Raw genomic sequence first — 24,970 nt, 5'->3', positions numbered from 1 at the left:
GCTATTCCGGCCCGGGCGGTCCCGCCCCGATGGTCAGGAACGGGATCGGGCAGCGCGGGCAGGTGCAGTTGGTCAGGCTGTCGCACTCGGCGTCGACGACCTCGGTCAGCGCGGTGCGGATCGCGGCCAGGTCGGCGATCCGCGCGTCGATCTCGGCGATCTTGTCGATGGCCCGCTGCCGCAGGTCGGGCGTGGGGTGCCGGCGGCGGCCGGTGTCGAGGAGCTCGGCGACCTCGTCGAGGGTGAAGCCGAGGCGCTGGGCGGCCTTGATGACCTGCAGCAGCGCGACCGTGTCGGGCGGGTAGAGGCGGTGGCCGCCGAGCGAGCGGTCCGGCGCGGGCAGCAGGCCGCGGCGTTCGTAGTACCGCAGCGTCTGGATGTTCACGCCCGCCCGCTCGGCCACCTCACCGCTGCGCAGACCCGTCACGGCTCCAACGGTAAACCTGTACCCGGGTACCGGATGCAAGTCGCCAGACGTCGAGGAAGGAGCGGAGGTCGTCGACGAGGATCCTCATGCGTGCCGGTGTGCCGATCGGGCCTCCTGCAGGCCGCGGGCGGCGAGGCGGTCGGCGCGCTCGTTCTCGGGGTGGCCGGCGTGGCCCTTCACCCAGTGCCACTCGACCTGGTGCAGGGCGACGAGCGCGTCGAGCTCCTGCCACAGGTCGACGTTCTTCACCGGCTGGCGGTCGGCGGTCTGCCAGCCGTTGCGCTTCCACCGCGGCACCCAGGCGGTGATGCCGTTGCGGACGTACGAGCTGTCGGTGTACAGATGCACGGTCACCGGCCGGGTGAGGCTGGCCAGCGCGCGGATCGGCGCGGTGAGCTCCATGCGGTTGTTCGTCGTCGCCGTGGCCTCGCCGCCGCACATCTCCTTCTCGACGCTGCCGTAGCGCAGGACGGCGCCCCAGCCCCCCGGTCCCGGGTTTCCGCTGCAGGCGCCGTCCGTGTAGATCTCGACGTGGGTCACGCCCCTATTAGACCGCGTGCCACTTCTGGTTCGCCGTGCCGGCACAGTCCCACAGCTGCAGCAGCGCGCCGTTGTCCGGGTTCCAGTCGGCGATGTCGACGCACTTGTTCGCCTGCGGGTTGACGAGGTCGCCGGCGCCGCTGAGCACGAACTGCTGGGCCGCGTTGCCGCTGCAGTTGGCGATCTGGATGGCCGCGCCGTTGGCGGTCGAGCCCCAGGCCACGTCCATGCACTTGTTGTTCTCGGTGCGCAGCGTGCCGCCGGTGAACGTCCACTTCTGGTTGGTACCGCCGTGGCAGTCCCACACGATGAGCCGCTGGCCGTCGGCGAAGTTCCAGTTCGGCACGTCGACGCACTTGCCGTTCCAGTTGCTGGCGACCGACTTCGCGTTGGTGGCCGGGGGCGGCGGCGGGACCGTGCCGCCGCCCCCGCCGGTGAACGGGCTCAAGGTGATGCCCGCCGAACGCGGGTCGCCGTCGTGGACGAGCGACTCCTGGTTCATCACGTCGTCGAACGCGAAGCCGTACGCCTTCCCGTCGGCCATGTTCGCGTGCACGATCTTCGAGTAGTGGTTGGTCAGCGCGCTCTTGTAGAAGTCGGCCGCCGTACCGCCGGGCTGGGTGTCGATCGTGCCGAGCGTGCTGCGGTGCAGGGCGGCGCACAGCGTGCGGGCGATCGGCCCGACGACCTGGTCGTTGGGGGCGCCGAGGGCGCCGTCGCAGCCCCACACGTTGGCCGTCGAGGGCCGGTTGAAGCTCGCCACCTGCCGGCCGGAGCCGTCGGTGAAGTTCATGACGGTGCCGCTGGTGCGGCCGTAGTACTTCACGTTGGGCTGGTCGGTGAACGGCTGGACCGTCAGCGTCTTCGAGGCGTAGGCGCTCCAGGCGTTGGCGATGTAGGGGTCGAGGTACGTCGCGCTGAACAGCCCGGCGTCGGCCGCCTTGCCCGGCGAGAGCACCCGCAGCACGGTCCCGTCGGCGCGGGTCACGACGGTGTTGCCCCAGCCCGCCGTGCCCCTGATCTGGTCGATGACGTTCTGCCGGCCGTTGGCCACGAGCGCGCCGGTGGTGTGGGTCGAGCCGTCGGCGCCGGTCACGCTGACGGCGTGCGGCACGGCGAACATGTCGACCTGCGAGCTGTTGAGCCACAGGCCGGCGTCGTTGTACGTGAACTCGCTCCAGTCGAACAGGATGTCGTGGTTGGGGTCGCTCGCCGACCACGGCGCCGGCTGGACGAGCCCGTCGGGGGTGAGGAAGAACTTGAGCCTCTCCCCCAGCGACATGTACACCCGCCCGGACAGCCCGCGTGGCAGCTGGATGGTCTTGCTGGCCCCGTTCGCGGGGCCCGGGATCGACACGTCGGGCGCCGGCATCGGCGGGTTGGTCCCGCCCGACCAGGCGGTGAACGTGCCGCCGGCGTCGACGTAGCCGAGCCGGCCGGTCGCGAGGTTGGTGCCGAGCACGTACAGGTACACCGCGTCGCCGCGCCCGGTCGTGTTCGTCACGGTGAACGGCAGCAGGTTCGGCCCGGTCGCCAGGGCGGACGGCATGGCGGCTATGGCGACCGGCACGGCGGCGGCCAGCAGAGCCGCGGCGCCGAGCAGCTTGGTCTTCAATCGCACGGTGAAACCCCTTCTGAGAGCGCTCTCACGTGAGAATCGAGCAGGCCGGCACAGGCGTCAACGCGATCCAACGAAACCCAACGATCTGTTAAGGCTCAATTGAGTTTGGGTCTAGCAAACCGTACGTACGTCTTGTTAAGGTGGCGACCATGCGACTACCGACCGGGCCCCTGCGGCTGCTCGTCATCGCGCAGCTCGTCAACACGCTCGGCAGCGGCATGTGGATGGCGGCGGGCGCGCTGTTCCTGACCCGCTTCGCCGGGCTGTCGGTCGCCCAGACGGGCGCCGCCCTGAGCGCGACCGCGCTGGTGTGCATGGTGGCGAGCGCCCCGATGGGGTATGTCGCCGACCGCGCCGGCGCCCGCGGGGTCCTGCTGGCCGGGCTGGTCGCGCAGGCGATCGGGACGGCGGCGTTCGCGCTGGTCGGGTCGGTGTGGACGTACCTGCTGATCGCGGTGCCCCTCGCCGTCGCCGACGCGGCGCAGCGGGCGGCCAAGGGCGCGGTGATCGCCGGCGCCGTGCCGGCCGACAAGCGCGTGCACACGCGGGCCTACCTGCGCTCGGTGACCAACATCGGCATCGCCGGCGGCGCCGCGCTGGCCGGCGTCGGGCTCGCCGTGGACAGCCGCCCGGCGTACCTGTGGCTGATCTTCGGCGACGCGGTGACGTACCTGCTCGCGGCCGTGCTGCTGAGCCGCCTCGACCCGGTGCCGCGCACGGCCCGCCGCGCCGAGGGCCCCCGGCTCATCGCGCTGCGCGACCGGCCGTTCCTGGCCTTCGTCGCCCTCGACGGGCTGCTGTCGACCCACTTCGGCATCTTCGAGGTTGCGCTGCCGCTGTGGATCGCCCACCGCACCGACGCCCCGCACTGGCTCATCGCGGTGCTGTTCCTGACCAACACCACGGCGGTGGTGCTGTTCCAGGTCCGCGCGGCCCGCGGCACCGACGAGCCGCGCGGCGGGGCCCGGGCGGCCCGTCGGGCCGGGTTCGCCCTGCTCGCCGCGTGCGCGCTCTACGCGCTGTCCGGGCCCGCGCACCACGCGGCGACGATCGCCCTGCTGGTGGCCGGCGCGCTGGTCCACGTGGGCGCCGAGCTGTGGCACGCGGCGTCCGGGTGGGGCATCTCGTTCGGGCTGGCGCCGCCGGACGCGCACGGGCAGTACCAGGGCGCCTACGCCATCGGCATGCAGCTCGGCCAGATGCTCGCGCCGGTCGTGGCCACCACCCTCGCCGTGGGCTGGGGCGGCCCGGGCTGGCTCGTGCTCGGCGCGGCGTTCGCACTGGCCGGGGCCGCGATGCCGCCGGTCGTCAACTGGGCCCTGCGCAACCGTCCGTTCGTCACCGATCCAGCGCCGGATCCGGCTCCGGCGACCGCGTAGGCTCCCGGACCGCGCCGGCGATCAGGGTGGCGATGCCCAGCAGGACCGCCGTGGCGATCAGCGCGCGCAGCACGGTGGACTGGTCGGCCAGGAAGCCGATCAGCGGCGGGCCGCCGAGGAAGGCGCAGTAGCCGATCGACGCCACGACGCTCACACGGGGCGCGGCGTACCGGGGATCGTCCGAGGCGGCGCTCATGCCGACCGGGAAGCCCAGCGAGGCGCCGATGCCCCACAGCAGGGCGCCGGCGAACGCCAGCGGCGTGGCCGCGCCAAAGATGAACAGCGCCAGGCCGAGCAGGCCGATCACCGCGATGACCCGGACCACGAGGACGCGGCCGTAGCGGTCAAGCATGCCGGGGCCGTACCAGCGCCCGACCGTCATCGCGGCCAGGAACACCGCGAACGCGAGCGTGCCGACCGCCGCCGGGGCGTGGTAGTCGTCGATGAGCGCCACGTTGATCCAGTCGACGCCGGTGCCTTCGGCGAACGCGAACGCCAGCACGAAGAGGCCGATGAGCAGCGTGCGCGGCTCGCGCCAGAACCGCAGCGTGTGGCGCAGGCCCCCGCCGCCCTCGGCCGGTGCCTCGTCGGGCTGTGTGCCGTCCGGAATGAACCGCTGGACGGCGAGCGCGGTGCTCCCGCCGACGACGAGCGCGATCACGGCCAGGTGCAGCGTCACCGGGACGTGCAGCGCGACGGCGGCCGCGCCGATCAGGGCGCCGGCCACGGTACCGACGCTGAATCCGGCATGGAAGCGCGGCATGATCGAGCGGCGCAGCCCGCGCTCGACCACGGCGCCCTGGACGTTCATGGCCACGTCCCAGGCCCCGTTGGCGAAGCCGAACAGGAACAGGCTGGCCACCACCGGCGCCACCCCGAAGTGGTAGCCGGACGCGGCGCCGGCCAGGGCGATCGTCAGCAGGCCGGCCATCGCCGCGACGGTCCGGCGGGAGCCGAAGCGGGCCACGATGTGCCCGGAGGCGACCAGCGAGACGAGCGAGCCGGAGGCGATCGACAGCAGCACGAGCCCGAGCCGGGACGGGGTGAGGTGCAGGGAGTCGCGGATCTGCGGGATGCGGCTGGCCCAGCTCGACATCGACACGCCGCTCCAGATGAAGGCGGCGTAGGTCGCGCGCGTGGCGGCGCGCAGGTCGGCGGCGGGCTTGGCAAGCGTTGCGGGGTGCGTCACGGGGTGGGTCCGATCGTTCGTTCAACAATGGTGCGGATGTCCTGCCGGGACACCGGCCGGGTCGAGAGGGTCTTGTGCATGACCAGGCCCTCGATCAGGGCGTCGACGCCCCGGGCCGTGGTCGGGTCCACGTAGCGCTCGAGCACGGCGCGGCTGCTGCGCATCCACGCCTCGGTGATCTCGCGCAGGGCCGGCTCGCGCAGCGCCGCCAGGTACAGCTCGTAGGCGATCGCCCAGTCCGGGGCGCTCGCCCCGGCGTCGCCGTCGATGAGGTCGGTGACCGCCTCGACGAACTCCGCGCGGGTCCGCACGCCCCGGAAGTGGGCCTCGTAGATGACCGACATCCGCTCGGCGTGCCGGCGGAACGCCTGCGCCCGCAGGTCGTCGAGCCCGCTGAAGTGGTACGTCAGCGAGCCCAGCGGCACGTCCGCGGCCGCGGCGATGAGCCGGTGGGTGGTCCCGGCGACGCCGTGCTCGGCGATGACCCCGATGGCCGCGTCGATGATGCGGTCCTTGCGGTCGGGGTCGTGCCGGCGGATGGACATCAGATCTCGCGGACGATCCGCGCCGGGTTGCCGACCGCGACGACGTTGGCCGGCAGGTCCTTGACGACCACCGCGCCCGCGCCGACGACGGTGTTGTCGCCGATCGTGACGCCCGGGCAGACGATGACCCCGCCGCCGAGCCACACGTTGTCGCCGATGGTGATCGGCGAGCCGGCCTCCCACTTGTCGCGGCGCAGCTGCGGGTCGACCGGGTGCCAGGCCGTGAGCAGCTGGACATTGCTGGCGATCTGCACGTCGTCGCCGATCGTCACGCGGGCGACGTCGAGGCAGACGAGCCCGAAGTTCACGAAGCTGCGGGCCCCGATGGTCGTCTGGGTGCCGTAGTCGAACTGCATCGGCGCGCGGATCTCGGTCTCCTCGCCGATCCCGCCGAGCAGCTCGGTGAGCAGGCGGCGCTTGGTGTCGGCCTCGGTGACCGGCAGCGCGTTGATGCGGCGCGTCAGCTCCTGGGCGCGCACGTAGTCGCGCCCGATCTCCTCGTCGGCGATGTAGAGCTCGCCGTCGAGCATGCGTTGCCGCATAGACTTCTCGGGACCTGGCATGTGTACAAACGTACACTGCCTATGTACATCTGTACACCACTGTAACTGTTACAGAGACCGCGGTGGAGCGGTGGAGCCGCGCACGACCAGCTCGGTGGCCAGCTCCACGTGCAGCGCGTCGAGCTCGTGCCCGCCCATCAGGCGCAGGAGCATCGTGACCGCCATCCGGCCGAGCTCGGCCAGGGGCTGGCGGACGGTGGTGAGCATCGGCTGGGTGGCCCGGCTGATCTCGATGTCGTCGAAGCCGGCCACCGTCAGGTCCTCGGGCACCCGCAGCCCGCGCTCGGCGGCGGCCCGCAGCGCCCCGAGGGCGATCTTGTCGTTGAAGCACAGCAGCGCGGTCGGCCGTTCGCGCAGGTCGAGCAGCTCGCAGGCCAGGGCGTGACCCTGCTCCTCGTTGGGCTCGGTGACGAAGCGCAGCAGCTCGGCCGGGGGCAGGACGCCGACGTCGACGAGCGGCGCGATGTAGCCGGCCTGCCGCCCGTCGTTGACCGACCACTCGCGCGGGCCGCCGATGATGCCGACCCGGCGGTGCCCGAGCCCGACCACGTGCGCGGCGACGCTGCGCGCGCCGGCGAAGTGCGCCGAGGACACCGCGACGACGTCGCGCGGCGGGGCGGTGCGCGGGTCGACCACCACGAACGGGAACTGCCGGTCGCGCAGCGCCGCCAGGTCCTCGGCGGGCTCCGGCGGCAGGATGAGGATCGCGCCGCGCACCCCGGCCCGCTCGGGCAGGGTCGGCAGCGGGCTGCGGCCGGCGGCGCTCTTGCCGGCGTTGAGCATGACGCTCAGGCCGTGCAGCTCGGCGGTCTCCACGACGGAGGAGACGATGAGGCCGAAGTAGTCGCTGAGCACGTACGGGCAGCGCACGAACACCGTGTCACCGCCGATCGCCGGGCCCGAGCGCGGCCGCGGCCCGTGCGCGCCCAGCTTGCTCGCGGCCCGGAGCACCAGGTCGCGGGTCTGCGCCGAGACGTTCGCGTGCCCGTTGAGCACGCGCGAGACGGTGGCGACCGAGACGCCGGTCTGGTCGGCGAGGTCACGGATCGTGGCACGTCTCGTCACGGACGCGGTCCAATCTTCCTGGTCACGGGCTGCGAGGGGGCTTGGATTGCTGCGCAGTATAAATGACATAAGGTTTGTAACTTGTTTCATTATCTTTTGCTGTGTTTCGTTGACACGCCGCAGCATCGGGTGTTTTCTATGTGACACCCCGCCATGTAGGACCCCTCACCCGACCCCCGACCGCGACGCAGGCCCGCCAGCCCAGCTCCGGTCACACCGCCTTCGAGAGGCGATGTCTCATGCCCAAAAACAAGCCGAGAAGAGCCCGGCAGGCGGCCGTCCTGGCCGCCGTGGCGGTGGCCGCCGCGGCCGTGGCCGTGCTCCCCCAGCAGTTCGCCAACGCGGCGAACGAGAGCGTCAACGTCTGGCTGACCACGACCTCCGACTCCGGCGGCCGGACCGTCACCCGCGGTCTGCAGCAGCAGAGCCCGGTCGTGTTCACCGCGAGCAGCGGCAGCGCGAACCAGACCATCACCGTCAACGACGGCGTCACGTACCAGCCGTTCGAGGGCGCGGGCGCGTCGTTCACCGACACCGCCGCCTTCGACATCCGCGGCAGCGGCGCGCTGAGCACCGCGACGCAGAACGACGTGATGAACAAGCTGTTCAGCCCCACCTCGGGCATCGGCCTGAGCGCGCTGCGCAACGTGATCGGCTCCTCCGACCTGGCGCAGAACAGCTACTCGTACGACAACACCTGCTGCGACCTGAACGACTTCTCGCTGTCGCGGGACGCCGATGTCATGGCGCTCACGAAGCAGGCCAAAGGTCTGAACCCGAGCACCATCGTCATCGGCTCGCCCTGGTCGGCGCCGCCGTGGATGAAGGACAACAACGCGTACAGCCAGGGCTACCTGCAGGCCCAGTACTACAAGACGTACGCGCAGTACTTCGTGAAGTACATCCAGGGCTACGAGGCCCAGGGCGTGCACATCAACTACGTGACCGAGCAGAACGAGCCCGGGTGCTGCGCCGGCTACCCGTCGATGCAGTGGCCGGTCTCGGGCCTGCAGTCGTTCGCCAAGAACGACCTCATGCCGGCCCTGCAGAGCGCGGGCCTGAGCACCAAGCTGCTCATCGGCGACTGGAACTTCGACACCTACGACACGTGGGTGTCGCCGCTGATCAACGACACCGCGATCCGCAACCACCCGAACTTCGGCGGCATCGCGTGGCACGACTACGGCGGCAGCCCGACGCAGATGACCACGGTGCACAACCAGTTCCCGAACGTGAACATGTACTTCACCGAGCACTCCGGCGGCACCTGGGTCACCGACCAGCAGTCCGAGGACATGTACGACCTGGTCGACTACTTCCGCAACTGGGGCCGGTCCTGGACCAAGTGGAGCCTCGCCGTCGACCAGAACATGGGCCCGCACAACGGCGGCTGCGGCACCTGCACCGGCCTGATCACGGTGCACCGCGGCGACTCGCGCAGCGGCCAGGTCGACTACACCATCGAGTACTACACGATGGGCCACCTGACCAAGTTCGTCCGCCCGGGCGCGGTGCGCATCGACTCGAGCGCCAACTCGACCATCCCGAACGTGGCGTTCAAGAACCCGGACGGCTCGAAGGCCCTCATCGCCTTCAACTCCAGCGCCTCGACGCAGACGGTGAAGGTCAACTGGGGCGGCCAGTCGTTCGTCTACAGCCTGCCGACGAAGACCTCGGCGACGTTCACGTGGAACACCGCCACCGGCAACCCGACGCCGACCGCCACGCAGACCGGCGGCGGTGGCACGCACACCGGCCAGATCACCGGCATCGGCGGCAAGTGCGTCGACGTCGCCGGCGCGAGCTCGGCCAACGGGACCGCGGTGCAGCTGTACACCTGCAACGGCACCGGCGCCCAGCAGTGGACGGTCGGCAACGCCGACAACAGCGTCCGCGCGCTCGGCAAGTGCCTCGACGTGACGGGTGCCGGCACCGCCGACGGCACGACCGTGCAGCTGTACGACTGCAACGGCACCAACGCCCAGAAGTGGACGGCGAGCGCCGGGAAGCTGGTGAACACCGGCTCCGGCAAGTGCCTCGACGCCACGGGCAACAGCAGCGCCGACGGCACCCGCCTGCAGATCTGGACCTGCTTCGGCGGCGCCAACCAGCTCTGGACGCTGCCCTCCTGAGTCCGGGCATACCGGACCGAAGTTCCGGCGGCGCCCACCCCCAACCCTGGGCGCCGCCGTCACCCCCCTAGTCGTCCGCCTGTCCAACCGGAGGAAAGTCCATGCCCCGATCCCGCACCCGCAGAAGGCTGCCGCTCCTAGCGGCGATCGGCGTGCTGCCGCTGGCCACCGCCGGCGTCATGTTCGCCAACATCGCAGCCGCGTCCGCCGCCGCCAACCCCGGCCAAGGCTTCCCGGCCCACTACGCCGCGCCGTATGCGGAGATGTGGAACAACCCGTCCACGCTCATGGCCGCGTACAACGCGACGGGCAACAAGTACTACACGCTGGCCTTCGTCATCAGCCAGGGCACCTGTAACGCCACCATCAACGGCGACACCCCGGTCACCGACGCCGGCTGGAACAACGCCATCAACAGCCTGCGCGCGGTCGGCGGCGACGTCATCGTGTCGTTCGGCGGCGCGTCGGGCGACGAGCTCGCCTCGTGCAGCACGGTCTCGGCGATGCAGGCGCAGTACAAGAAGGTCATCGACCAGTTCAACCTGACCCGCATCGACCTCGACATCGAGGGCTCGACGCTGAACAACACGGCCGCCAACGACCGGCGCAACACCGCGCTGGCCAACCTGCAGCAGCAGTACGCCAGCCAGGGCAAGACCCTGGCCGTGGACTACACGCTGCCGGTCAGCCCGAGCGGCCTGGAGTCCAACGGCATCGCGCTGCTGCAGAACGCCAAGAGCCACAACCTGAACGTCAACCTGGTCAACATCATGACCATGGACTACGGCCCGGCGATGGACATGGGCCAGGCGGCGATCAGCGCGGCCAACGGCCTGCGCAACCAGCTCGGTCAGATCTGGAACACCAAGACCGACGCGCAGCTGTGGGCGATGGAGGGCAACTGCCCGATGATCGGCGTGAACGACACCAGCGCCGAGGTCTTCACCATCCAGGACGCCCAGGAGCTCGAGGCGTTCGCCGCGAGCAAGGGCATCCAGGAGCTCACGTTCTGGTCGCTCGGCCGTGACAACCAGGGCCAGAGCGGCACGGCACAGAGCAACTACCAGTTCACCAACATCTTCAAGGGGATCACCGGCGGTACCACGAACCCGCCGCCGACCACCACCCCGCCGACCACGCCGCCGGCCGGCAGCACCACGCCGATCCACGGCTACGGCGGCAAGTGCGTCGACGTCGCCGGCGCGAGCTCGACCAACGGCGCCCACGTGCAGCTGTACACCTGCAACGGCACCAACGCCCAGCAGTGGACGCACACCGGCAACACCTTCCGCGCGCTCGGCAAGTGCATGGACGTGACCGCGGCCGGCACGGCCAACGGCACCAAGGTGCAGCTGTACGACTGCAACGGCACCAACGCCCAGAACTGGACGGTGGGCGCCAACGGCAGCCTGGTCAACACCGGCTCGGGCAAGTGCCTGGACGTCACCGACTGGAGCACCGCCGACGGCAACCAGCTGCAGATCTGGACCTGCGGCGGCACCGCCAACCAGAGCTGGACGCTCGGCTAGCCACCCGGGAAAGCACGGCGGCCCGTCTCCCTGCCCAGGGGAGGCGGGCCGCACTGTTTCACCCGAGCAGGGTCAGGAGGCGACGCCGGCCCGGATGACGTGGGTGGCGCCCAGGCCGAGGCGCTGGACGGCCAGCGTGGCGATCTCGGGGGTCAGGTTGCGGGCGTCGGCGACGTTCCAGCCGTCGCCGGCCGCGTACGTGGCGCCGGACCAGGTCGGGTGCAGCACCGGGATGACGGCCTGCATGACCGCCTCGAAGGTGTGCCCGTCGGCGACCGTGTCGAAGGTGGTGATCGTGACGACGACGCCGTTGATGGTGCAGGTGCCCTGGTCGCGGTAGTCGTACAGGGTGTCCTCGTGCTTCGCGGCCCTGGTGTAGCCGTCGCAGCCCAGGGCCGCGGCGACCTTGTCGGCGTTCTCGCCGAGGTACGGCGGCTTCGTCAGCGCGTCGACCGCGTGCGGGGCCTGCCAGCCGGCCACGCCGGCGACCGCGGTCAGGGCGACGGCGCCGAGCACCGTGCGGGTCCGGCCGCGCCGCGGGGCCGCCGCGACGGGCTGCTCGGCCTCGGGCTTGGACTCGGGCTTGTCGATGATCGTGGCCACTGCGCGTCCCCGCTTCATATCGGCTGATCAGGTACAACGCCAGGCTAGGGGCGAAACGGGTGCCGTTCTGTCAGCCGAAACGACGCCGGCCGGCGCCCCACCGAGGGGACACCGGCCGGCGGAGAACGGGGGTCAGGCGCTGATCGGGAACCAGCTCTGCGGGTTGGCGGGGTCGGCCACCTGCGCCGAGTCGAGCACGTGGCGCAGGTCCGCCTGGGACAGGCCGCCGCTGCTGTGCAGCTCGATCTGGTACTTGCCGTCCGGGGTCATCCGGTAGCAGAGGTCGGCGTTGCCGCTGTTGCAGTAGGAGGCCGTGCCCGGATGCGCTTTCGAGCTGTTGGCGTAGGCGACCGGGAAGACGCCGACCCGGAACGTCGGCGAGCCGGCCGCCGAGGCGTCGACGGTCGCGGTCAGGCCGGTGTACGCCGGGCGGGTCTTGATCAGGCGCTGGCTCGACACCATGTACGGGCCGCCGTTGGGGTAGTCGTCGGTCGCGCCGACCGACGTCAGCCCGTAGCCCGGCGGGGTCCACGTCAGCTTCACCGGCGTCTTCGGGGTCGTCGCCGGTGCCGCGGTCAGGCCGGCGGCAATCTGCACGAACTCGGCCTTGCTGTACCCGTCCGGGGTCACCGACGCCACGGTCGCCCACGCGTTGTCGGCGTACTGCCAGGCGAGCGCGCCCGTCGACGGTGAGGTGTCGCCGGGCTGGTAGTGCACCGACGGGGAGTACAGGCCGGGCCGGCCGTTCACCGACACCGCCTGGGCGCCGCTGAACCGGGTCGCCTGGAAGGCGCCCGGGCGGTACACGGTCAGCAGCGCGCTGTAGCCGGGGACGGAGGAGGCGACGCTGCCGGGGGCGCTGCCGTCGTACATCGTCTCCATCTCGTCGCCGCGGCGGACGTACGCCTCCTGGTAGCCGGGCGTGACGAGGATCGGCGCGCTGACCGTGAACACGCCGGCGGTGTAGCCCCTGAACCCGTACGCGAACGTCCCCTGCGGATAGGACAGCGCCGCGGCCGTCGCCGGGGCGGCGCCCGCGGCCGGGGTCTGGGCCGGCGCGCCGCCGAACGCGTGCGGCAGCGCGAGCGCGGCGGCCACGGCCACCGCGGTGCCGGCCCCGGCGCCGGCGCGCAGCAGCCGTCCGCGGACCGCCCGGCTGCGCCCCGCCTTCACGACCTGGTCGACGTCGCTGCGCATGGGTGGCGCCGCGGCCAGCGCGTCGGCCCGCGCCTGTTGAAGGAGATCCTGCATGTTCTGGCTCATGACGCCCTCTCGATATGTCCGGGTGCCGCGGCAACACCCTGGTTTGCGGCGTGCCACATCGGTTCGGCGACGTCGAGCCGTTCGCGCAGCCGGGCCAGGCCGCGCGCGGTGTGGGTCTTGACGGTTCCCTCGGGGCAGCGCAGCGCCTCGGCGGTCTCCTGGACGGTGCGGCCCTCGAGGTAGCGCAGCACGAGCACGGCCCGCTGGTGCACCGGCAGGGTGCGCAGGGCGTCGAGGACCGTGAGCCGGTCGATCACGGCCGGCGTGCCGTCGCTGGCCGGGGGCTCCGGCAGGGCGTCGCCCGCGGTGCGCTCGCGCCGCCACCAGGGCCGCCGGACCTCGTCGACCGCGGCCCGCACCACCATCGTGCGGGCGTAGGCGTCGGGCCGGTCGACCCGTTTCCATCGGGTGTACAGCTTCGCGAGCACCGTGCACACGGCGTCCTCGGCCAGCTGCCAGTCGCCGCAGGTGAGGTACGCCAGGCCGCGCAGCTGGTCCATCTGCGCGGTGACGAACTCCTGGAACGCCGCCTCTTGGTCACTGTTCACCGGATCGGACTCCAATCGTCGCGCGGACTAGACGGCCGCCCGGCGTCTGCGCGTTTCAGCCTGGCCGAAGTTTCTTGCTGCCGACAACGCGAAATGTCCGGCGCCTGGCGGCGCCGGACATTTCGGTTATTTCACCATTTACATGGATGATGCCGGCACAAAGGTGTAGCCCGCGGCCAGCACACCTTCCACCGTCGTGCGCAGGTAGCTGACGTCGACGTACGGGTGGAAGAAGAAGCTCGCCACGCCGTCCTTGACCGCCGTGTTCAGCTGCGCCGACTTGATGATGTCCGGCGGCAGGTGGGCCGGGTGGTTGTTGAACGGCTCGAGCTCGATGTTGCCGAGGTTCTCCGGGTACGTGATTACGCCGTAGATGTCGCGCACCGTGTACGGGAAGAACTGCCCGATGATCCGCGTGTTGTCCAGCGTCCCGCCGCGCAGCGCGCCGACCGGGTACAGGCCGCGGTCGTAGCGGGTCTGGAACGTCGCCGCGACCGCGCGGTTGGCCGCGTCGGAGCCGGCGTAGTGCGGGAACTCGAAGATCGTCGGCCTGGTCAGGCCGGCCGCGGCAAATGCGGCGAAGCTGCCGTCGATGCGCGTCTGGGCCCAGGCCTGCGAGTCCTCGGGCACCGGGCCGTCGTAGATGACGTTGTTGGTGACCGCGTCGACGTGCGCCTGGTAGAACTCGAAGTCGTCGGCGCTGACGCCGTTGTACGGGTTGTCCTTGGTCGCGTACTGGTGCGTGTACCCGTGCATCAGCAGCGTGCCGCCGTGCTGCTGCATGTTCTTCAGCGCCGCGACCACCTGCGGCCGGTCGGCGAGGGTGTAGTCCTCGGGCACGCCGCCGGTGTTGGCGCCCTTCGGGTCGACGTAGCGCGGGTACACCGCGACCGAGAACGGGACGTTCTTGCTCGACAGGTACGTCGTGATCGCGTTGAGCTCGGCCGGGTCGGCGTCCGGCCCGACGTCCTCGATGCGCACCAGGGCGCGGTGGCGCTCGGCGGTCTGCGGCGCGAGCGCCTCCATGAGGACGTTGGCGAAGGCCACGTACCGGTCGTCGGCGGTCATGTAGGCGTACGGGATCTCGCCGAGGTACGTGAAGTTGCCCGACCGCACGCCCCAGTTCATGGCCGCGCCGTCGCCGTCGTGCACCGCGATGCCGACCGGGGTCGCCTTGGTGGCGTCGCCGATGGTCGTGCCCATGATGCCGGCGAGGTTCTCCGGGTCGCGGGTGAAGGTCCGGCCCTCGTAGTTGACCGTGGACACCGGCGCGACGTCGAACTGCGTCCAGGTGAAGCCGCGGTTCGCCGCGAAGCCGGGGTCGCGGGCGGTGAGCTGCCAGATGTTGTCGTACGACCAGATCACCGGCTTCGTCGTGGCGGTGACGTCGTCGAGGAAGGCGGCCGGCAGCGGCTCGTCGTAGGTCGAGCCCATGTAGATGACGGCCTGGTAGTCGTTGATCTCGCCGGCGGCGTAGTCGACCACCGGCTGGGCCGTCCAGGCGCCGAAGTGCGAGGCGAGGTTGGCGGTGGCGATGGCGTACTGCTCGCCGAGGAACCCGTACGGGCCGGTGGTGTCGTAGAGGACCAGGGTCCGGCCGGTCGAGCCGGGGATGCCGGCGCCGCTGCGGGCGTTGGCCACCGGGGCGGCCGGCGTGGTGACGGCCGTCGCCGGGGAGGCGGCGGAGACGTTGCCGGCGGCGTCGAGGGCCTGGACGGTGAACGAGTACGGCGTGCGCGCGGTCAGGCCGGTGATCGTCGCGCTCGTGGCCGTCACCTCCTGCACGGCCGGGCCGCCGGTGATGCGGTACGCCACCACGCCCCGGTCGTCCGTGGACGGCGCCCAGGAGAGCGCGACCGACGTGGCGGTGACCTCGCCGGCCACCGGCGCGCCGGGTGCCGTCGGCGCGGTCACGTCCGGCGGGGGCGGCGGGGTGAGCGTCGTGAACGTCGCCGCCGAGCTCGCCGGCGAGGCGTTGCCGGCGGCGTCGAGCGCCTTCACCGTGATCGAGTGGTCCGTGGACGGCGCGAGGCCGGACAGGGTCGTGGTCGTCGCCGGCGGGTTGCCCGTCAGCGTGGCGATCGGCGTCGTGGCCGTACCGTCGAAGATCTGGTAACCGGTGACGCCCACGTTGTCGGTGGACGCGCCCCAGGCCAGCGTCGCGCCCGTGGTCGTCACGTCGCTCACCGCCGGGGCGCCCGGCGCGGCCGGGGCGGTGCGGTCGGTGACGCCGGTGGTGAAGGCCCAGACGTACTGGTCGCTCAGCACGCCCGAGGTGTTCGCCACCTTGATCGTGACGGTGTACCGCGTGGAGTCGGCCAGCACCGCCCGCGGGACGAACGTGAAGGTGTGCGTCGGCGCGTCGTAGGTGGAGTACGCGGTGACGGAGGCGCCGCCGACGGTCTTCACGAACGAGAAGCGCAGCGACGCCGGGTTGGTCGCTTCGTTGAACGTCACCGTCGGGTGGACGGTGACCGGTACCCCGGTCGACCCGTTCTTCGGGGTGACCGACGCGACGGCGGGGGCCGCGGCGTGCGCCGTCGCCCCGAGCCCGCCCGCGACGATGGCGCCGACGACCGCCGACCCCACCAGCTTCACCGTTGTGCGCACTGCGTCCTCGCTTCTCTCGCGCTGGGTATGGGCGGGCCCCGGCTCTGGTGCGTGAGCCGGGGCCCGGGTCTTCGGGTCGGTCAGCCGGCGCAGTAGATGTACGGCGTGACGGTGACGCTGCCCGACGAAGCGGTGCGGTTGAACTTGACGATCCAGGTGCGGGTCGTCTGGTCGGTGGTCGACGCGTAGGACTGCGAGAGCGTCGCGCCCGCCGACACGCCGCCGGCGACGGCCGTGGTGCCCGCGGCGCACGTCATCGTGACCGTCTGCGAGCTGGAGTTGTTCAGGGTGACCGGGGTGCTGGTCGCCTTGGTGAGGCCGTCGCCGGCCGGGCCCTGGGCGCCGGTCGCGCCGGTGTCGCCCTTGTCGCCCTTCGCGCCGGCGGCGCCGTTGGCCCCCGCGGCGCCCTTGATGTTGCCGATCGGGGACCAGGTGGTGGCGTCGGCCTTCTTGTACAGCGTGAAGTCCGTCGTGTTGAGGTAGACGTCGCCGACCGCGCCGAGGCCGGCGGCCGGGGCACCCGCGCCGGTCAGCATCGCGCTGCCGTTGGCGCCGTCCTTGCCGGCCACGCCGTCCTTGCCCGCGGCGCCGGCCGCGCCCGTCTCGCCCTGGGCACCCTGGGCGCCGGCCGCGCCGGCCGCGCCGGTGTCGCCCTTGTCGCCCTTCGCGCCCTTGAGCGAGGCGAGCCACGCCTCGGGGGACGACTCGGTGGTCAGGCCGGCGTCGAGCGCCATCTGGTACGCGTCCTTGCCGTCGGTGCCGTGACCGACCAGCGAGGCGAGCCACTCGTCGACGGTGCCGACGCTCGGGTCGGCGGCCACGGCGATGTCGTACGCGCTGGCGCCGGGGATGCCGGGCAGGCCCTGGGCGCCGGTGTCACCCTTGTCGCCCTTCTCGCCCTGGGCGCCCGTGTCGCCCTTGTCGCCCTTCTCGCCCTGCGGGCCGGGGGCGCCGTCCTTGCCGTTGACGCCGGGGATGCCCTGCAGGCCCTGCTCGCCCTGGTCCCCCTTGTCGCCCTTCTCGCCCTTGTCGCCCTGCGCACCCTGGGCGCCGGTCGCGCCGGTGTCGCCCTTCTCGCCCTGCGCACCCTGGGCGCCCGTGGCACCGGTGTCGCCCTTCTCGCCCTGTGCACCCTGGGCACCGGTCGCGCCGGTGTCGCCCTTCTCGCCCTGAGCGCCCTGGGCACCCGTGGCGCCGGTGTCGCCCTTCTCGCCCTGAGCGCCCTGGGCACCCGTGGCGCCGGTGTCACCCTTGTCGCCCTTCGCGCCGGTGGCGCCGGCCGGGCCGGTGGCGCCCGTGGCACCCGTCGCGCCGGTCGCGCCCGTTGCGCCCTTGGCGCCGGCGGGGCCCGTGGCACCCGTCGCGCCGGTGGCGCCGGTCGCGCCCTTGGCGCCGGCCGGGCCCTGGACGCCCTGCGGTCCCTGGGGACCCTGCACGCCCTGCGCGCCGGTCGCACCCGTGGCGCCGGTGGCGCCCTTCGGGCCCTGGTTGTTCCACTGGATCCGCTGCTCGCCACTCTTGCAGCGCTGCCCGCCCTGGTAGTCGATGACGCGCAGCGCACCGGTGCTGGTGTTGCGGCAGCCGGTGATCACGCCGGTGCCGGAGTCGGGCACCGCGCCGTACGCGGTGGCGCCGACGCCGATGAGGACGGCGGCCGCGGTCGCGCCGATGGCCGCGATCTTCTGCTTCTTGGACTGGAACACGAGCTCTCCCGAATCTCAGTGGTGGTGCACTACTTGCCGGTGACGACGACGCGCTCGGACGGACGCAGCTGCGGCGGCGCTGGGGGCGCCGGCATCTCGCCGTTCTTCGCGGGGCGGCTCTCCGCCGCCGGGGCCTGCTGCGCCGGACCCTGGTGGGCGACGCCGATGCCGATGCCGAACGCGAGCGCCACCGCGGCGACGCCGGCGGCTACGCCGATGACGACCTTCTTGCGCATGACGACTCCTCGTGGGCACGGCAGGGCGCGGCCACCGCGGGACATGCGGCAGCGCGGAGCAATACAGGATTTGGAACACCGTTGCTCGGGGCCGGTTTCGCCACTGACTCCCCGCCGGGCCGATTCGGCGACCAGAGGACGCCCGGCGGATCACTGCCTTCCCGACAGCCCGTTGCCGGGCTGGTCCACAAAAGGTAGCGGCTCGGGTGCAGCCGCGTTGTCAGTCGAGAAGGGACGCATCGCGCCGCCGGTCGGATGACGCGCGCCGCCCGCGGACCGCCCTATCCTGACGCCCGGCGGGAATACCGATGCGCGCCGCGCGCGGGCCGGGCACCATGCAGGCGTGTGGCCGTCGCCGTTCTTCGAGGCCCTCCGCGACGCCCGGCGCGTGCTCGTCGCCGGGGCCGGGCGGGTTCGACGTCTTCGCCGGGCTGCCGCTCGCGTTGTGGCTGCAGGGCCGCGATGTTGAAGTACACCTGGGAAATCTGTCGATCGCGAACCTCTATGGCCTCGACCGTGACGCGTGGGTGGCGCCCGGGGTGGCGGCGATCGGCCCGGACACGATGACGTACGACTCGTACAGCCCGGAGCGGACCCTGGCCCGCTGGCTGGCGCGGCACGGGCGGCCGGCGACCGTGTACGCGTTCCCGCGCACGGGCGTGCGGCCGCTGCGCTCGGCGTATCGGGCGCTGGCGAAGCGCCTCGCCCTCGACGCGATCGTGCTGGTCGACGGCGGCACGGACATCCTGCTGCGCGGCGACGAGGCGGCCCTCGGCACGCCCGTCGAGGACGCCACGAGCCTGGCCGCGGTGCTCGGCACGCCGGTGCCGACGCGGCTGGTGGCGAGCATCGGCTTCGGCATCGATGCGTACCACGGCGTCAACCATGTCCAGGTCCTCGAGAACATCGCCGCGCTCGACCGCGAGGGCGCCTACCTGGGCGCGTTCACGGTCCCGGGCCGCAGCCGCGAGGCCGCCCTCTACCGCGACGCGGTCGCGTTCGCCGCCACGGAGATGCCCGGCGCCGAGAGCATCGTCAACGGCCAGGTCGCCGCGGCCCTGGCCGGCCTCGCCGGGGACGTGCGCGTCGCCGAGCGCATCGGGGACTCGGAGCTGTTCGTCAACCCGCTGATGGCCATGTACTTCACGTTCGACCTGCCCGGGCTGGCGCGCCGTTCGCTGTACCTGAACCAGATCCGCGCCACCGAGGACATGCTGTCGGTGTCGGCGGCGATCGATGCCTTCCGCCGTGACATCACCCCGCGCCCGCGGCGGGCCTTTCCGCACTAGCTGTGGCGCGCTACTGCCAGGTGGCGGTGTCGGGGTCGATGTCGTGGGCGCGTGCGCTGGCGTCGATGCTTTGGCGCAACCAGGTCGCCAGGCCGGCGCGGATGCCGTCGTAGTGGGCCGCGAATCCCGGATCGGCCTCGTACTTGCGGCCGAGGCAGACCTGCATCCGCCTGGTGAGGGGAAAGTACGCGGCGAAGACCTCACGGTGGCGCTCGACGAGCCGGTTCGCTTCCGGGCTGCCGGGGGTGACACCGGCGTCGATCGCGGCGCCGAGGGCGCGGTCGAGCTCGGCCGTGGCGTCGGCGATCGCCTGCCATTCCTCCGGGCTGCGGGAGGCCGCGCGTTCGGCGTACTGCTGCCACTGCGTCGTGTCCCCGTAGCGCCGGCGGGCCTGGGCGGGCCAGTCCGGGTTCCACTCGGGGCCGAAGATCGCGGCCTGCTGCTCGGCGGTCAGCAGCAGGCCGCGCTCGTGGGCGGCGATCATCCGGTCCAGGCCGGTGCTGAGCTGCTGGAGACGGTCGATGCGTTCGGCGACCTGGGTGCGCTGCGCGCGCAGTGCGCCGAGCACGTCGGCGGTCGCGTCGTCCAGGATGGCCGGAATCCGGTCCAGGCCGACGCCGATCTCCCGGTAGACGACGATGCGGTGCAGGCGTTCCAGGTCGCCGGCGGTGTAGAGGCGGTATCCGGCGGCCGTGCGCAGCGACGGCCGGGCCAGGCCGATGTCGTCCCAGTGGTGCAGCGCGCGGACGGTCACGCCCAGACGCGCCGAGACTTGACCGACGGTCAGGCCGTCGGCGTCAGCGGCATCAGGCACGCTCCTCATTGTCGCCGCGACCGGCGGCCGGTGGGGTGATCCCGACGGCGGCAAGGTTCCGCGCCTCCTGACTGGCCGGGTCAAAGGGTTTCGCCGCGGTGAACACGATCCGGGCGTTCTCGGGGGTGATCACCTCTACATCGCGGGTGTTCCAGGGTGTGTCCCGTGGGCCGTCGACCGAGTCCGGGCGCAGCGCGCGACAGGCCTCGACGAGGGCATCGACCTGGCTGAGCACGCAGGCGAAATTGAAGCTCACCGCCGGTGTCTGCGCCGGGGCGCTCGCCGCCGAGACGAGGAGTACGTCCTGGAAGGCCCACCGGCGCAGGTGCACCAGCCGGCCGGGGATGCTGAACAGCTCGAAGAACCCGAGCCCGCGGGTCCAGAAGTCCACCGACGCCGCCAGGTCGCTCGTGGGGATCGTGGCGAACGCGGGCATGCCGTAGATACCGCGGAACGGCTCCGGCGCGACCGCGTCCGGGCCGGGGGCGGGCACGGGGCTCATCTCGAAAGCGTTGTAGTAGTCGCTCATGGAACCCACCCTCGTGCCTCACGCAACGTGAGGGTCAAGTCGGTTCGAGCCTCATCGGACCGTCGCGATCAGTTCGGTCAGCTCGCGCATCAGGGCCTCGGCGCGGGCGGCGCCGAACGCGGACTCCAGGGCGCGGTGGTGCGCCGTCGCCGTGTGGTCGAGGCGGGCCAGCAGCGCGGTGCCGGACTCGGAGAGGTACACCGCCACGCGGCGGCGGTCGTTCGGGTCCTGGCGGCGGTAGACGAGCGCGCCGTCGACGAGGCGGTCGACCGCCTTCGTCAGCGTCGGGTGCGGCATCAGCGCCGCCTCGGCCAGGTCGCCCATCGAGTGCCCGCGCCCGTCGGAGAGGGCCTGCAGGATGCGCCACTGCTCGACGGTCACCCCCTCGGCCTGCAGCGCCGCCGACAGCCCGCGGTTGACGGCCCGCTCGGCCTCGCTCAGCACATATCCGAGGTGGGCCCGCAGCCCCGTCGCATCCACCGTCGTACCCCCTTTTCCCCCGTCCCGCTACGAAAGATACTCGGGCGCGTGGATGAGGTCCGCGTGATCCGCGACCCGCTCGAGGCGCGCCTGCTGCCGCCCGAGCCGGGCCGCGCCGTGCGCGTGGCGCTGGTCGTGCCGACGTCGGGGACGCTGGGCATGATGGCCCCGGCGGTGCTCAACTGCGCCCGCCTGGCGGTGGCCGAGCTCAACGCGGCCGGCGGCCTCCTCGGCCTTCCCATCGAGTTGGTACTCCTGGACGCCGGCCGCCACCCCGACACCGTCGCCGCCGAGCTGGCCGGCCTGGTCCACGCGGGCGCGGTGTCCGCGGTCGTCGGCGCCCACGCCAGCGACGTCCGCGTCGCCGCCGTGCGCGCCCTGGGCGGCCGGGTCCCGTACGTGTTCACGCCCCCGTACGAGGGCGGCGAGCGCGCGCCCGGCGTGTACCTGCTCGGCGAGACCCCGGCCCGCCAGCTGCGCCCGGCCCTGGACTGGCTGGTCCGCCACCGCCGGGCCCGCCGCTGGGCGCTGATCGGCAACGACTACGTGTGGCCGCGGATGCTGCACGGCGCCGCGGTGGCGTACCTGCGCGACGCCCACGCCCAGGTCGTGGCCGCCCGCTACGTCCGGCTCGGCGCGCTGGACCCCGCGCCCCTGCTGGACCTGCTGGACCGCCGCCGCGCCGACGCCGTCCTGCTGACGCTGGTCGGCAGCGACCTGGCCGCGTTCAACCGCGCCTACGCGGCGTCCCGGCTGGCCGGCGTGCCGCGCCTGTGCGCCGCCCTGGAGGAGAACGGCCTGCTGGCCACGGACGGCGACGCGACGGGTGAGCTGTACGCCGCAATGGGCTACTTCGGCACGGTGACCACGGACGCGGCCCTGGCCTTCGTGGAGCGCTACACCCACCGCTACGGCTGGCAGGCCCCGGTCGTCAACGGCCACGCCGAGTCCAGCTACGACGGCATGCACCTGCTGGCGGCCCTGGCCGAGCGGGCCGGCTCCCTGCACCCGGCGGCCATGGACGCCACGGCCGACGGCACGACGTTCACGGGCGGCCGCGGCCGGTTGACCCTGCGCTCCCGCCACGTCGACCAGCCCGTCTACCTGGCGCGAGCCGACGGCCTGGACTTCGATGTCCTGCACGCCTTCTGACGGGACGGCCTCAGGCCTCGGCGGCCAGGTCCAGGATCCGCTCGAGGATCTGGCGCGGGGGCAGCGGGGGCTCCTCGGCCAGGCCCTGATGGTAGAAGACCGTCGCCGGGGTCAGGCCGGGCAGCGAGTTGGCCTCGATGATGATGACCTCGCCGGTCTTGCGGTGCATGAACGCGTCGATGCGGCCGTAGCCGGCCATGCCGAGCGCGTTGGCGGTGCGGGCGATGCGGGCGCGGACGGCCTCGACGGCGCCGGGCTCGACGCGGCCGAGCGGGGGTCCGGGCGGCGGGGTGATGTTGACGCCGGTGCCGCCCATGAACTTCTCCTCGAGGGAGAGGATGCCCGCGCTGGCCACCGTGATGCTCGGGTTCATGGCGGCCATCGCGCCCTTCGGGCCGAGGACGCCGACGGTGACCTCGATCCAGCCGGTGTCGCGCTCCAGGCCCCAGACCAGCTCGGCCGAGCCGGCGCGGTCCTCGACGCGCAGGTCGTCGGTGTCGATGTAGTCCTCGAAGAGCAGGTGCTGCGGGCGGGTCGTCGGCATCTCGATGAGCTGCTCCGGGGTGAGCAGCGAGAAGCCGGCGTCCTTGATGCGGCGGGCGTCGGCGTTGATGAGCTCGAGGTACAGGCGCAGGTCGGCGGCGTTGCCCAGCGGGACGATGCCGGCCGAGCAGCCGTCGTCGAGCGGCTTGACGACCACGCGGGTGCCGGTGCACTGCGCGACGATGTCCTGCCAGATGGCCTCGACGGCGGCGTCGTCGAGGACCGCGGGCACGTCGACGCGGATCCGGCGGGCGGTGTGGATGCCCTCGCCGGCGAGCGTCGCCACGACGCGGCCGGTCTCGTACTTGTCCGCGCACAGCCGCGAGCCGTCCGGGCCCGAGCCGTTGTAGCGGATGCCGTGCCGGTCGAACAGCTCCTGGAGGGTGCCGTTCTCGCCGATGCCGCCGTGCAGCGCGATGAAGACGAGGTCGTGGCGGGCCAGGAACTCGTCCATGCTCAGCTGCACCGGCGGGACCACGCTGGCGGTGCGGGCCTCATCCGGCAGCGCGAGGCGCTCGATGATCCGGGCCGCCAGGCGGGCGCGGCGCTCCTCGAGGCGCTGGCCGTCGCGGCAGGCGTAGACGATCTCCTCCACGGAGTGGCGCAGGGCGGTGGAGTACGACACCTGCCAGACGCTGCCGTCGGGCGAGAGCAGGTAGGGCATGGGGGCGTAGCGCTCGGAGCGGGCCAGCTTCAGCCACACGTTGGTGCCGCTGAGGACCGAGACCTGCCGTTCCGCGGTGGCGCCGCCGAACAGCACGGCGACCGGGCGGCCGGTCTGCGCGGCGCGGTCCGAGGCCGACAGGCGGGGGAGGTCGAGGCCGGCCCGGCGCGCGGCGGCGCGCAGGACCTCGCGCAGCACGTCGGCGTGGGCCATGCCGAGCTGGGCGGCCTGGATGAACAGGAAGCTGTTCTGCTCCATGCCGCTGATCGGGTTGACGTCGGAGACCAGGATCGTGCCGTCGGGCTGCAGCCAGCCGTCGATGCGGGCGAAGTCGCGCAGGCCGAGCGCGGTGAACACGGCCTCGGCGGTGCGCTGGATCTCGGCGATGGTCTCGTCGTCCCGCGGCGGCGGGCAGTGGTAGTGCGAGTCGTTGCTGGCCAGGTACTTGCGGCGGTAGTCGAAGATCTCCTCGTCGGCGACCCGGTTGTGCAGCTCGATCTCGACCGGGATGAGCGAGACCGGGCCGTCGGGGCCCTCGAGCACGATCGTGGTGACCTCGACGCCGGTCATGCGCGGCTGGATGACGACGCGGTCGTAGCGCTTGCGCAGCTCGCGCAGGATGTCGGCGGCGGCGCCGCGGTCGCGGGCGACGAACACGTCGATGCTGGAGCCGCCCTTGGCCGGCTTGAGCACGAGCTTGTCGGCGTCGGGGAACGCGCCGGCGACGATCTGCTCGGCCTCGGCGTCGGACATCCCGGCCTCGACGAGGACCGAGGGCACCGCGCCGATGCCGCGGGCGTCGAGGGCCTCCTTGGCGCGGTACTTGTCGAACGCCGTCGCGCACGCCTCGGCGCCGGTCCCGACGTAGGGCACGCCGGCCCGCTCCAGCAGCGCCTGCACCTGCCCGTCCTCGCCGAAGGCGCCGTGCATGACCGGGAAGACCAGGTCGACGGCGCGCAGCCGGTCCAGCAGCTCGTCCTCGGTGAGCGGGCGGCCCTCGTGGGCGAGCTTGAAGTCGAAGTCGGAGGGGGTGTTGCAGTACAGCAGCCCGCGCGGGATCGCGTACGGCCTTACCCGCCGGTCGAAGAAGATGATCTCCCGTAGGTCGACGACCCCACCCTCGAGGTGGTCCGCTACGGAGCGTGCGGAGTTGAGCGAGATGCCGCGCTCCTCGGACGGGCCGCCCAGCAGCAGCGCAACGTCGACCATCGGTTCCTCTTCGCCAGGGTCCATCACGACCCGGTTACCTTACACCGGGGCGTGGTGACAGACTGTCGGCAAAGCGAACCCTCCTCGGAGCGCGATCCCCCCGGTACCCTCAGTCCCCGGCAGGCCGTAGTGCAGAGGTCGACACGCCACCTTGCGAAGATGGAGGACGCCGGTTCGATTCCGGCCGGCCTGCCCTTTCCGCCCGCACAGGTGCCGGTCTGGCGCCGCATCCGGGCCGAGATGCCCTCGGCCGGCGTCGTGGCGCAGGCGGCCCGGCACCGCGCGGCCGGCGACTGGCGCGCCGCCGCGGCCCTGCTGCCGCTGATGCGATCGGCGC

General features: G+C 72.2%; 22 protein-coding genes, 1 tRNA gene and 1 pseudogene. 6 read left to right on the top strand and 18 right to left on the bottom strand.

The genetic code is table 11. The features are described from left to right. Position 1: 1 nt before the first annotated feature. From ACQEVU_RS53160 to ACQEVU_RS53150, 3 genes are all read right to left on the bottom strand, one after another. Positions 2-427, bottom strand: a complete 426-nt coding sequence (locus ACQEVU_RS53160; RefSeq protein ID WP_433338516.1) for a MerR family transcriptional regulator — start codon at positions 425-427, stop codon at positions 2-4. 84 nt (positions 428-511) lie between these two features. Further along, positions 512-967: a ribonuclease HI gene (gene rnhA / locus ACQEVU_RS53155; protein WP_433338514.1), complete on the bottom strand. Its 456-nt coding sequence runs from the start codon at positions 965-967 to the stop codon at positions 512-514. 7 nt (positions 968-974) lie between these two features. Continuing rightward, the gene (locus ACQEVU_RS53150; protein ID WP_433338512.1) at positions 975-2,588 is read right to left on the bottom strand and encodes a glycoside hydrolase family 64 protein; all 1,614 of its coding nucleotides are present in this window, start codon (positions 2,586-2,588) and stop codon (positions 975-977) included. 149 nt (positions 2,589-2,737) lie between these two features. On the opposite strand from ACQEVU_RS53150, the gene ACQEVU_RS53145 reads away from it, so the two are divergent. Continuing rightward, positions 2,738-3,967, top strand: coding sequence for an MFS transporter (locus ACQEVU_RS53145; protein ID WP_433338510.1), 1,230 nt, complete (start codon positions 2,738-2,740; stop codon positions 3,965-3,967). Here ACQEVU_RS53145 and ACQEVU_RS53140 read toward each other — a convergent pair. Genes ACQEVU_RS53140 through ACQEVU_RS53125 form a run of 4 tightly spaced genes read right to left on the bottom strand, consistent with a single transcriptional unit; the run spans position 3,927 to position 7,329 of the window. Further along, entirely contained in the window at positions 3,927-5,156 is a 1,230-nt protein-coding gene (locus ACQEVU_RS53140) for an MFS transporter (protein ID WP_433338508.1), read from the bottom strand. The genes ACQEVU_RS53145 and ACQEVU_RS53140 overlap by 41 nt on opposite strands. Beyond that, positions 5,153-5,701, bottom strand: a complete 549-nt coding sequence (locus tag ACQEVU_RS53135; protein ID WP_433338506.1) for a TetR/AcrR family transcriptional regulator — start codon at positions 5,699-5,701, stop codon at positions 5,153-5,155. Before ACQEVU_RS53135 ends, ACQEVU_RS53140 begins: the two co-directional genes overlap by 4 nt. Next, positions 5,701-6,264, bottom strand: coding sequence for a sugar O-acetyltransferase (locus ACQEVU_RS53130; RefSeq protein ID WP_433338505.1), 564 nt, complete (start codon positions 6,262-6,264; stop codon positions 5,701-5,703). Before ACQEVU_RS53130 ends, ACQEVU_RS53135 begins: the two co-directional genes overlap by 1 nt. Before the next feature lie 48 nt (positions 6,265-6,312). Next, positions 6,313-7,329 carry a LacI family DNA-binding transcriptional regulator gene (locus tag ACQEVU_RS53125; RefSeq protein WP_433338503.1) on the bottom strand — a complete coding sequence of 339 codons (1,017 nt, stop codon included), beginning with the start codon at positions 7,327-7,329 and terminating at the stop codon, positions 6,313-6,315. A 239-nt stretch (positions 7,330-7,568) separates the two neighbouring features. Between ACQEVU_RS53125 and ACQEVU_RS53120 the strand changes: the two genes are divergently transcribed. Together ACQEVU_RS53120 and ACQEVU_RS53115 are read left to right on the top strand one after the other, a co-directional pair. Beyond that, entirely contained in the window at positions 7,569-9,461 is a 1,893-nt protein-coding gene (locus ACQEVU_RS53120) for a ricin-type beta-trefoil lectin domain protein (RefSeq protein WP_433338501.1), read from the top strand. Between the two features lie 101 nt (positions 9,462-9,562). Continuing rightward, entirely contained in the window at positions 9,563-10,990 is a 1,428-nt protein-coding gene (locus ACQEVU_RS53115) for a ricin-type beta-trefoil lectin domain protein (protein WP_433338499.1), read from the top strand. 72 nt (positions 10,991-11,062) lie between these two features. Here the strand turns inward: ACQEVU_RS53115 and ACQEVU_RS53110 are convergent, their stop codons facing one another. The 6 genes from ACQEVU_RS53110 to ACQEVU_RS53085 form a co-directional block, all read right to left on the bottom strand. Next, positions 11,063-11,593, bottom strand: a complete 531-nt coding sequence (locus ACQEVU_RS53110) for a hypothetical protein (RefSeq protein ID WP_433338497.1) — start codon at positions 11,591-11,593, stop codon at positions 11,063-11,065. Between the two features lie 132 nt (positions 11,594-11,725). Beyond that, a complete protein-coding gene (locus ACQEVU_RS53105) occupies positions 11,726-12,856 on the bottom strand; it encodes a hypothetical protein (RefSeq protein ID WP_433338495.1) in 1,131 nt (376 codons plus the stop codon). Next, positions 12,853-13,404 (bottom strand): SigE family RNA polymerase sigma factor, encoded by a 552-nt coding sequence (locus tag ACQEVU_RS53100; RefSeq protein ID WP_433338493.1) that lies wholly within the window; start codon positions 13,402-13,404, stop codon positions 12,853-12,855. Before ACQEVU_RS53100 ends, ACQEVU_RS53105 begins: the two co-directional genes overlap by 4 nt. 138 nt (positions 13,405-13,542) lie before the next feature. Continuing rightward, the gene (locus tag ACQEVU_RS53095; protein ID WP_433338491.1) at positions 13,543-16,014 is read right to left on the bottom strand and encodes a DUF2334 domain-containing protein; all 2,472 of its coding nucleotides are present in this window, start codon (positions 16,012-16,014) and stop codon (positions 13,543-13,545) included. Positions 16,015-16,094: 80 nt separating this feature from the next. Next, on the bottom strand, positions 16,095-17,717 hold the full coding sequence (locus ACQEVU_RS53090) for an exosporium protein (RefSeq protein WP_433338489.1): 1,623 nt from the start codon (positions 17,715-17,717) through the stop codon (positions 16,095-16,097). Between the two features lie 29 nt (positions 17,718-17,746). Beyond that, complete coding sequence (locus ACQEVU_RS53085) at positions 17,747-17,953, bottom strand: hypothetical protein (protein WP_433338487.1); 207 nt, start codon at positions 17,951-17,953, stop codon at positions 17,747-17,749. Between the two features lie 308 nt (positions 17,954-18,261). Here ACQEVU_RS53085 and ACQEVU_RS53080 point away from each other — a divergent pair, with 308 nt between their 5' ends. Then, positions 18,262-19,242, top strand: coding sequence for a DUF1152 domain-containing protein (locus tag ACQEVU_RS53080; RefSeq protein WP_433338485.1), 981 nt, complete (start codon positions 18,262-18,264; stop codon positions 19,240-19,242). Positions 19,243-19,252: 10 nt separating this feature from the next. Here the strand turns inward: ACQEVU_RS53080 and ACQEVU_RS53075 are convergent, their stop codons facing one another. Genes ACQEVU_RS53075 through ACQEVU_RS53065 form a run of 3 tightly spaced genes read right to left on the bottom strand, consistent with a single transcriptional unit; the run spans position 19,253 to position 21,065 of the window. After that, positions 19,253-20,056 (bottom strand): MerR family transcriptional regulator, encoded by an 804-nt coding sequence (locus tag ACQEVU_RS53075; protein ID WP_433338483.1) that lies wholly within the window; start codon positions 20,054-20,056, stop codon positions 19,253-19,255. Further along, positions 20,049-20,585 (bottom strand): VOC family protein, encoded by a 537-nt coding sequence (locus ACQEVU_RS53070; protein WP_433338481.1) that lies wholly within the window; start codon positions 20,583-20,585, stop codon positions 20,049-20,051. The genes ACQEVU_RS53075 and ACQEVU_RS53070 overlap by 8 nt, the downstream gene beginning before the upstream one ends. Positions 20,586-20,636: 51 nt before the next feature. After that, positions 20,637-21,065, bottom strand: a complete 429-nt coding sequence (locus ACQEVU_RS53065; protein WP_433338479.1) for a MarR family winged helix-turn-helix transcriptional regulator — start codon at positions 21,063-21,065, stop codon at positions 20,637-20,639. A 48-nt stretch (positions 21,066-21,113) separates the two neighbouring features. On the opposite strand from ACQEVU_RS53065, the gene ACQEVU_RS53060 reads away from it, so the two are divergent. Continuing rightward, the gene (locus ACQEVU_RS53060; RefSeq protein WP_433338477.1) at positions 21,114-22,217 is read left to right on the top strand and encodes a substrate-binding domain-containing protein; all 1,104 of its coding nucleotides are present in this window, start codon (positions 21,114-21,116) and stop codon (positions 22,215-22,217) included. Between the two features lie 10 nt (positions 22,218-22,227). Here ACQEVU_RS53060 and ACQEVU_RS53055 read toward each other — a convergent pair whose 3' ends face one another. Both ACQEVU_RS53055 and ACQEVU_RS53050 read right to left on the bottom strand, forming a co-directional pair. Beyond that, a complete protein-coding gene (locus tag ACQEVU_RS53055; protein ID WP_433339750.1) occupies positions 22,228-24,297 on the bottom strand; it encodes a hypothetical protein in 2,070 nt (689 codons plus the stop codon). After that, a pseudogene (locus ACQEVU_RS53050) lies at positions 24,279-24,633 on the bottom strand (hypothetical protein); the annotation flags it as partial. The gene ACQEVU_RS53055 and the pseudogene ACQEVU_RS53050, both read right to left, overlap by 19 nt. Before the next feature lie 120 nt (positions 24,634-24,753). Here ACQEVU_RS53050 and ACQEVU_RS53045 point away from each other — a divergent pair. Further along, positions 24,754-24,826: transfer RNA gene (locus ACQEVU_RS53045), tRNA-Arg, on the top strand. The last annotated feature ends 144 nt before the right edge of the window (positions 24,827-24,970 follow it).

This window comes from Dactylosporangium sp. CA-139066 (genome assembly GCF_050936175.1).
In the GTDB taxonomy this organism is placed as follows: Bacteria; Actinomycetota; Actinomycetes; order Mycobacteriales; family Micromonosporaceae; genus Dactylosporangium.
This window is presented reverse-complemented; position numbering and strand designations above follow the sequence as displayed.

Bases quoted from the DNA above. Each gene is read 5' to 3' on its own strand.
- ACQEVU_RS53085 (WP_433338487.1), bottom strand. From the start codon at position 17,953: ATGCGCAAGAAGGTCGTCATCGGCGTAGCCGCCGGCGTCGCCGCGGTG.
- ACQEVU_RS53130 (WP_433338505.1), bottom strand. From the start codon at position 6,264: ATGCCAGGTCCCGAGAAGTCTATGCGGCAACGCATGCTCGACGGCGAG.
- ACQEVU_RS53070 (WP_433338481.1), bottom strand. From the start codon at position 20,585: ATGAGCGACTACTACAACGCTTTCGAGATGAGCCCCGTGCCCGCCCCC.
- ACQEVU_RS53145 (WP_433338510.1), top strand. From the start codon at position 2,738: ATGCGACTACCGACCGGGCCCCTGCGGCTGCTCGTCATCGCGCAGCTC.
- ACQEVU_RS53120 (WP_433338501.1), top strand. From the start codon at position 7,569: ATGCCCAAAAACAAGCCGAGAAGAGCCCGGCAGGCGGCCGTCCTGGCC.
- ACQEVU_RS53135 (WP_433338506.1), bottom strand. From the start codon at position 5,701: ATGTCCATCCGCCGGCACGACCCCGACCGCAAGGACCGCATCATCGAC.
- ACQEVU_RS53080 (WP_433338485.1), top strand. From the start codon at position 18,262: ATGCGCGCCGCGCGCGGGCCGGGCACCATGCAGGCGTGTGGCCGTCGC.
- ACQEVU_RS53105 (WP_433338495.1), bottom strand. From the start codon at position 12,856: ATGAGCCAGAACATGCAGGATCTCCTTCAACAGGCGCGGGCCGACGCG.
- ACQEVU_RS53115 (WP_433338499.1), top strand. From the start codon at position 9,563: ATGCCCCGATCCCGCACCCGCAGAAGGCTGCCGCTCCTAGCGGCGATC.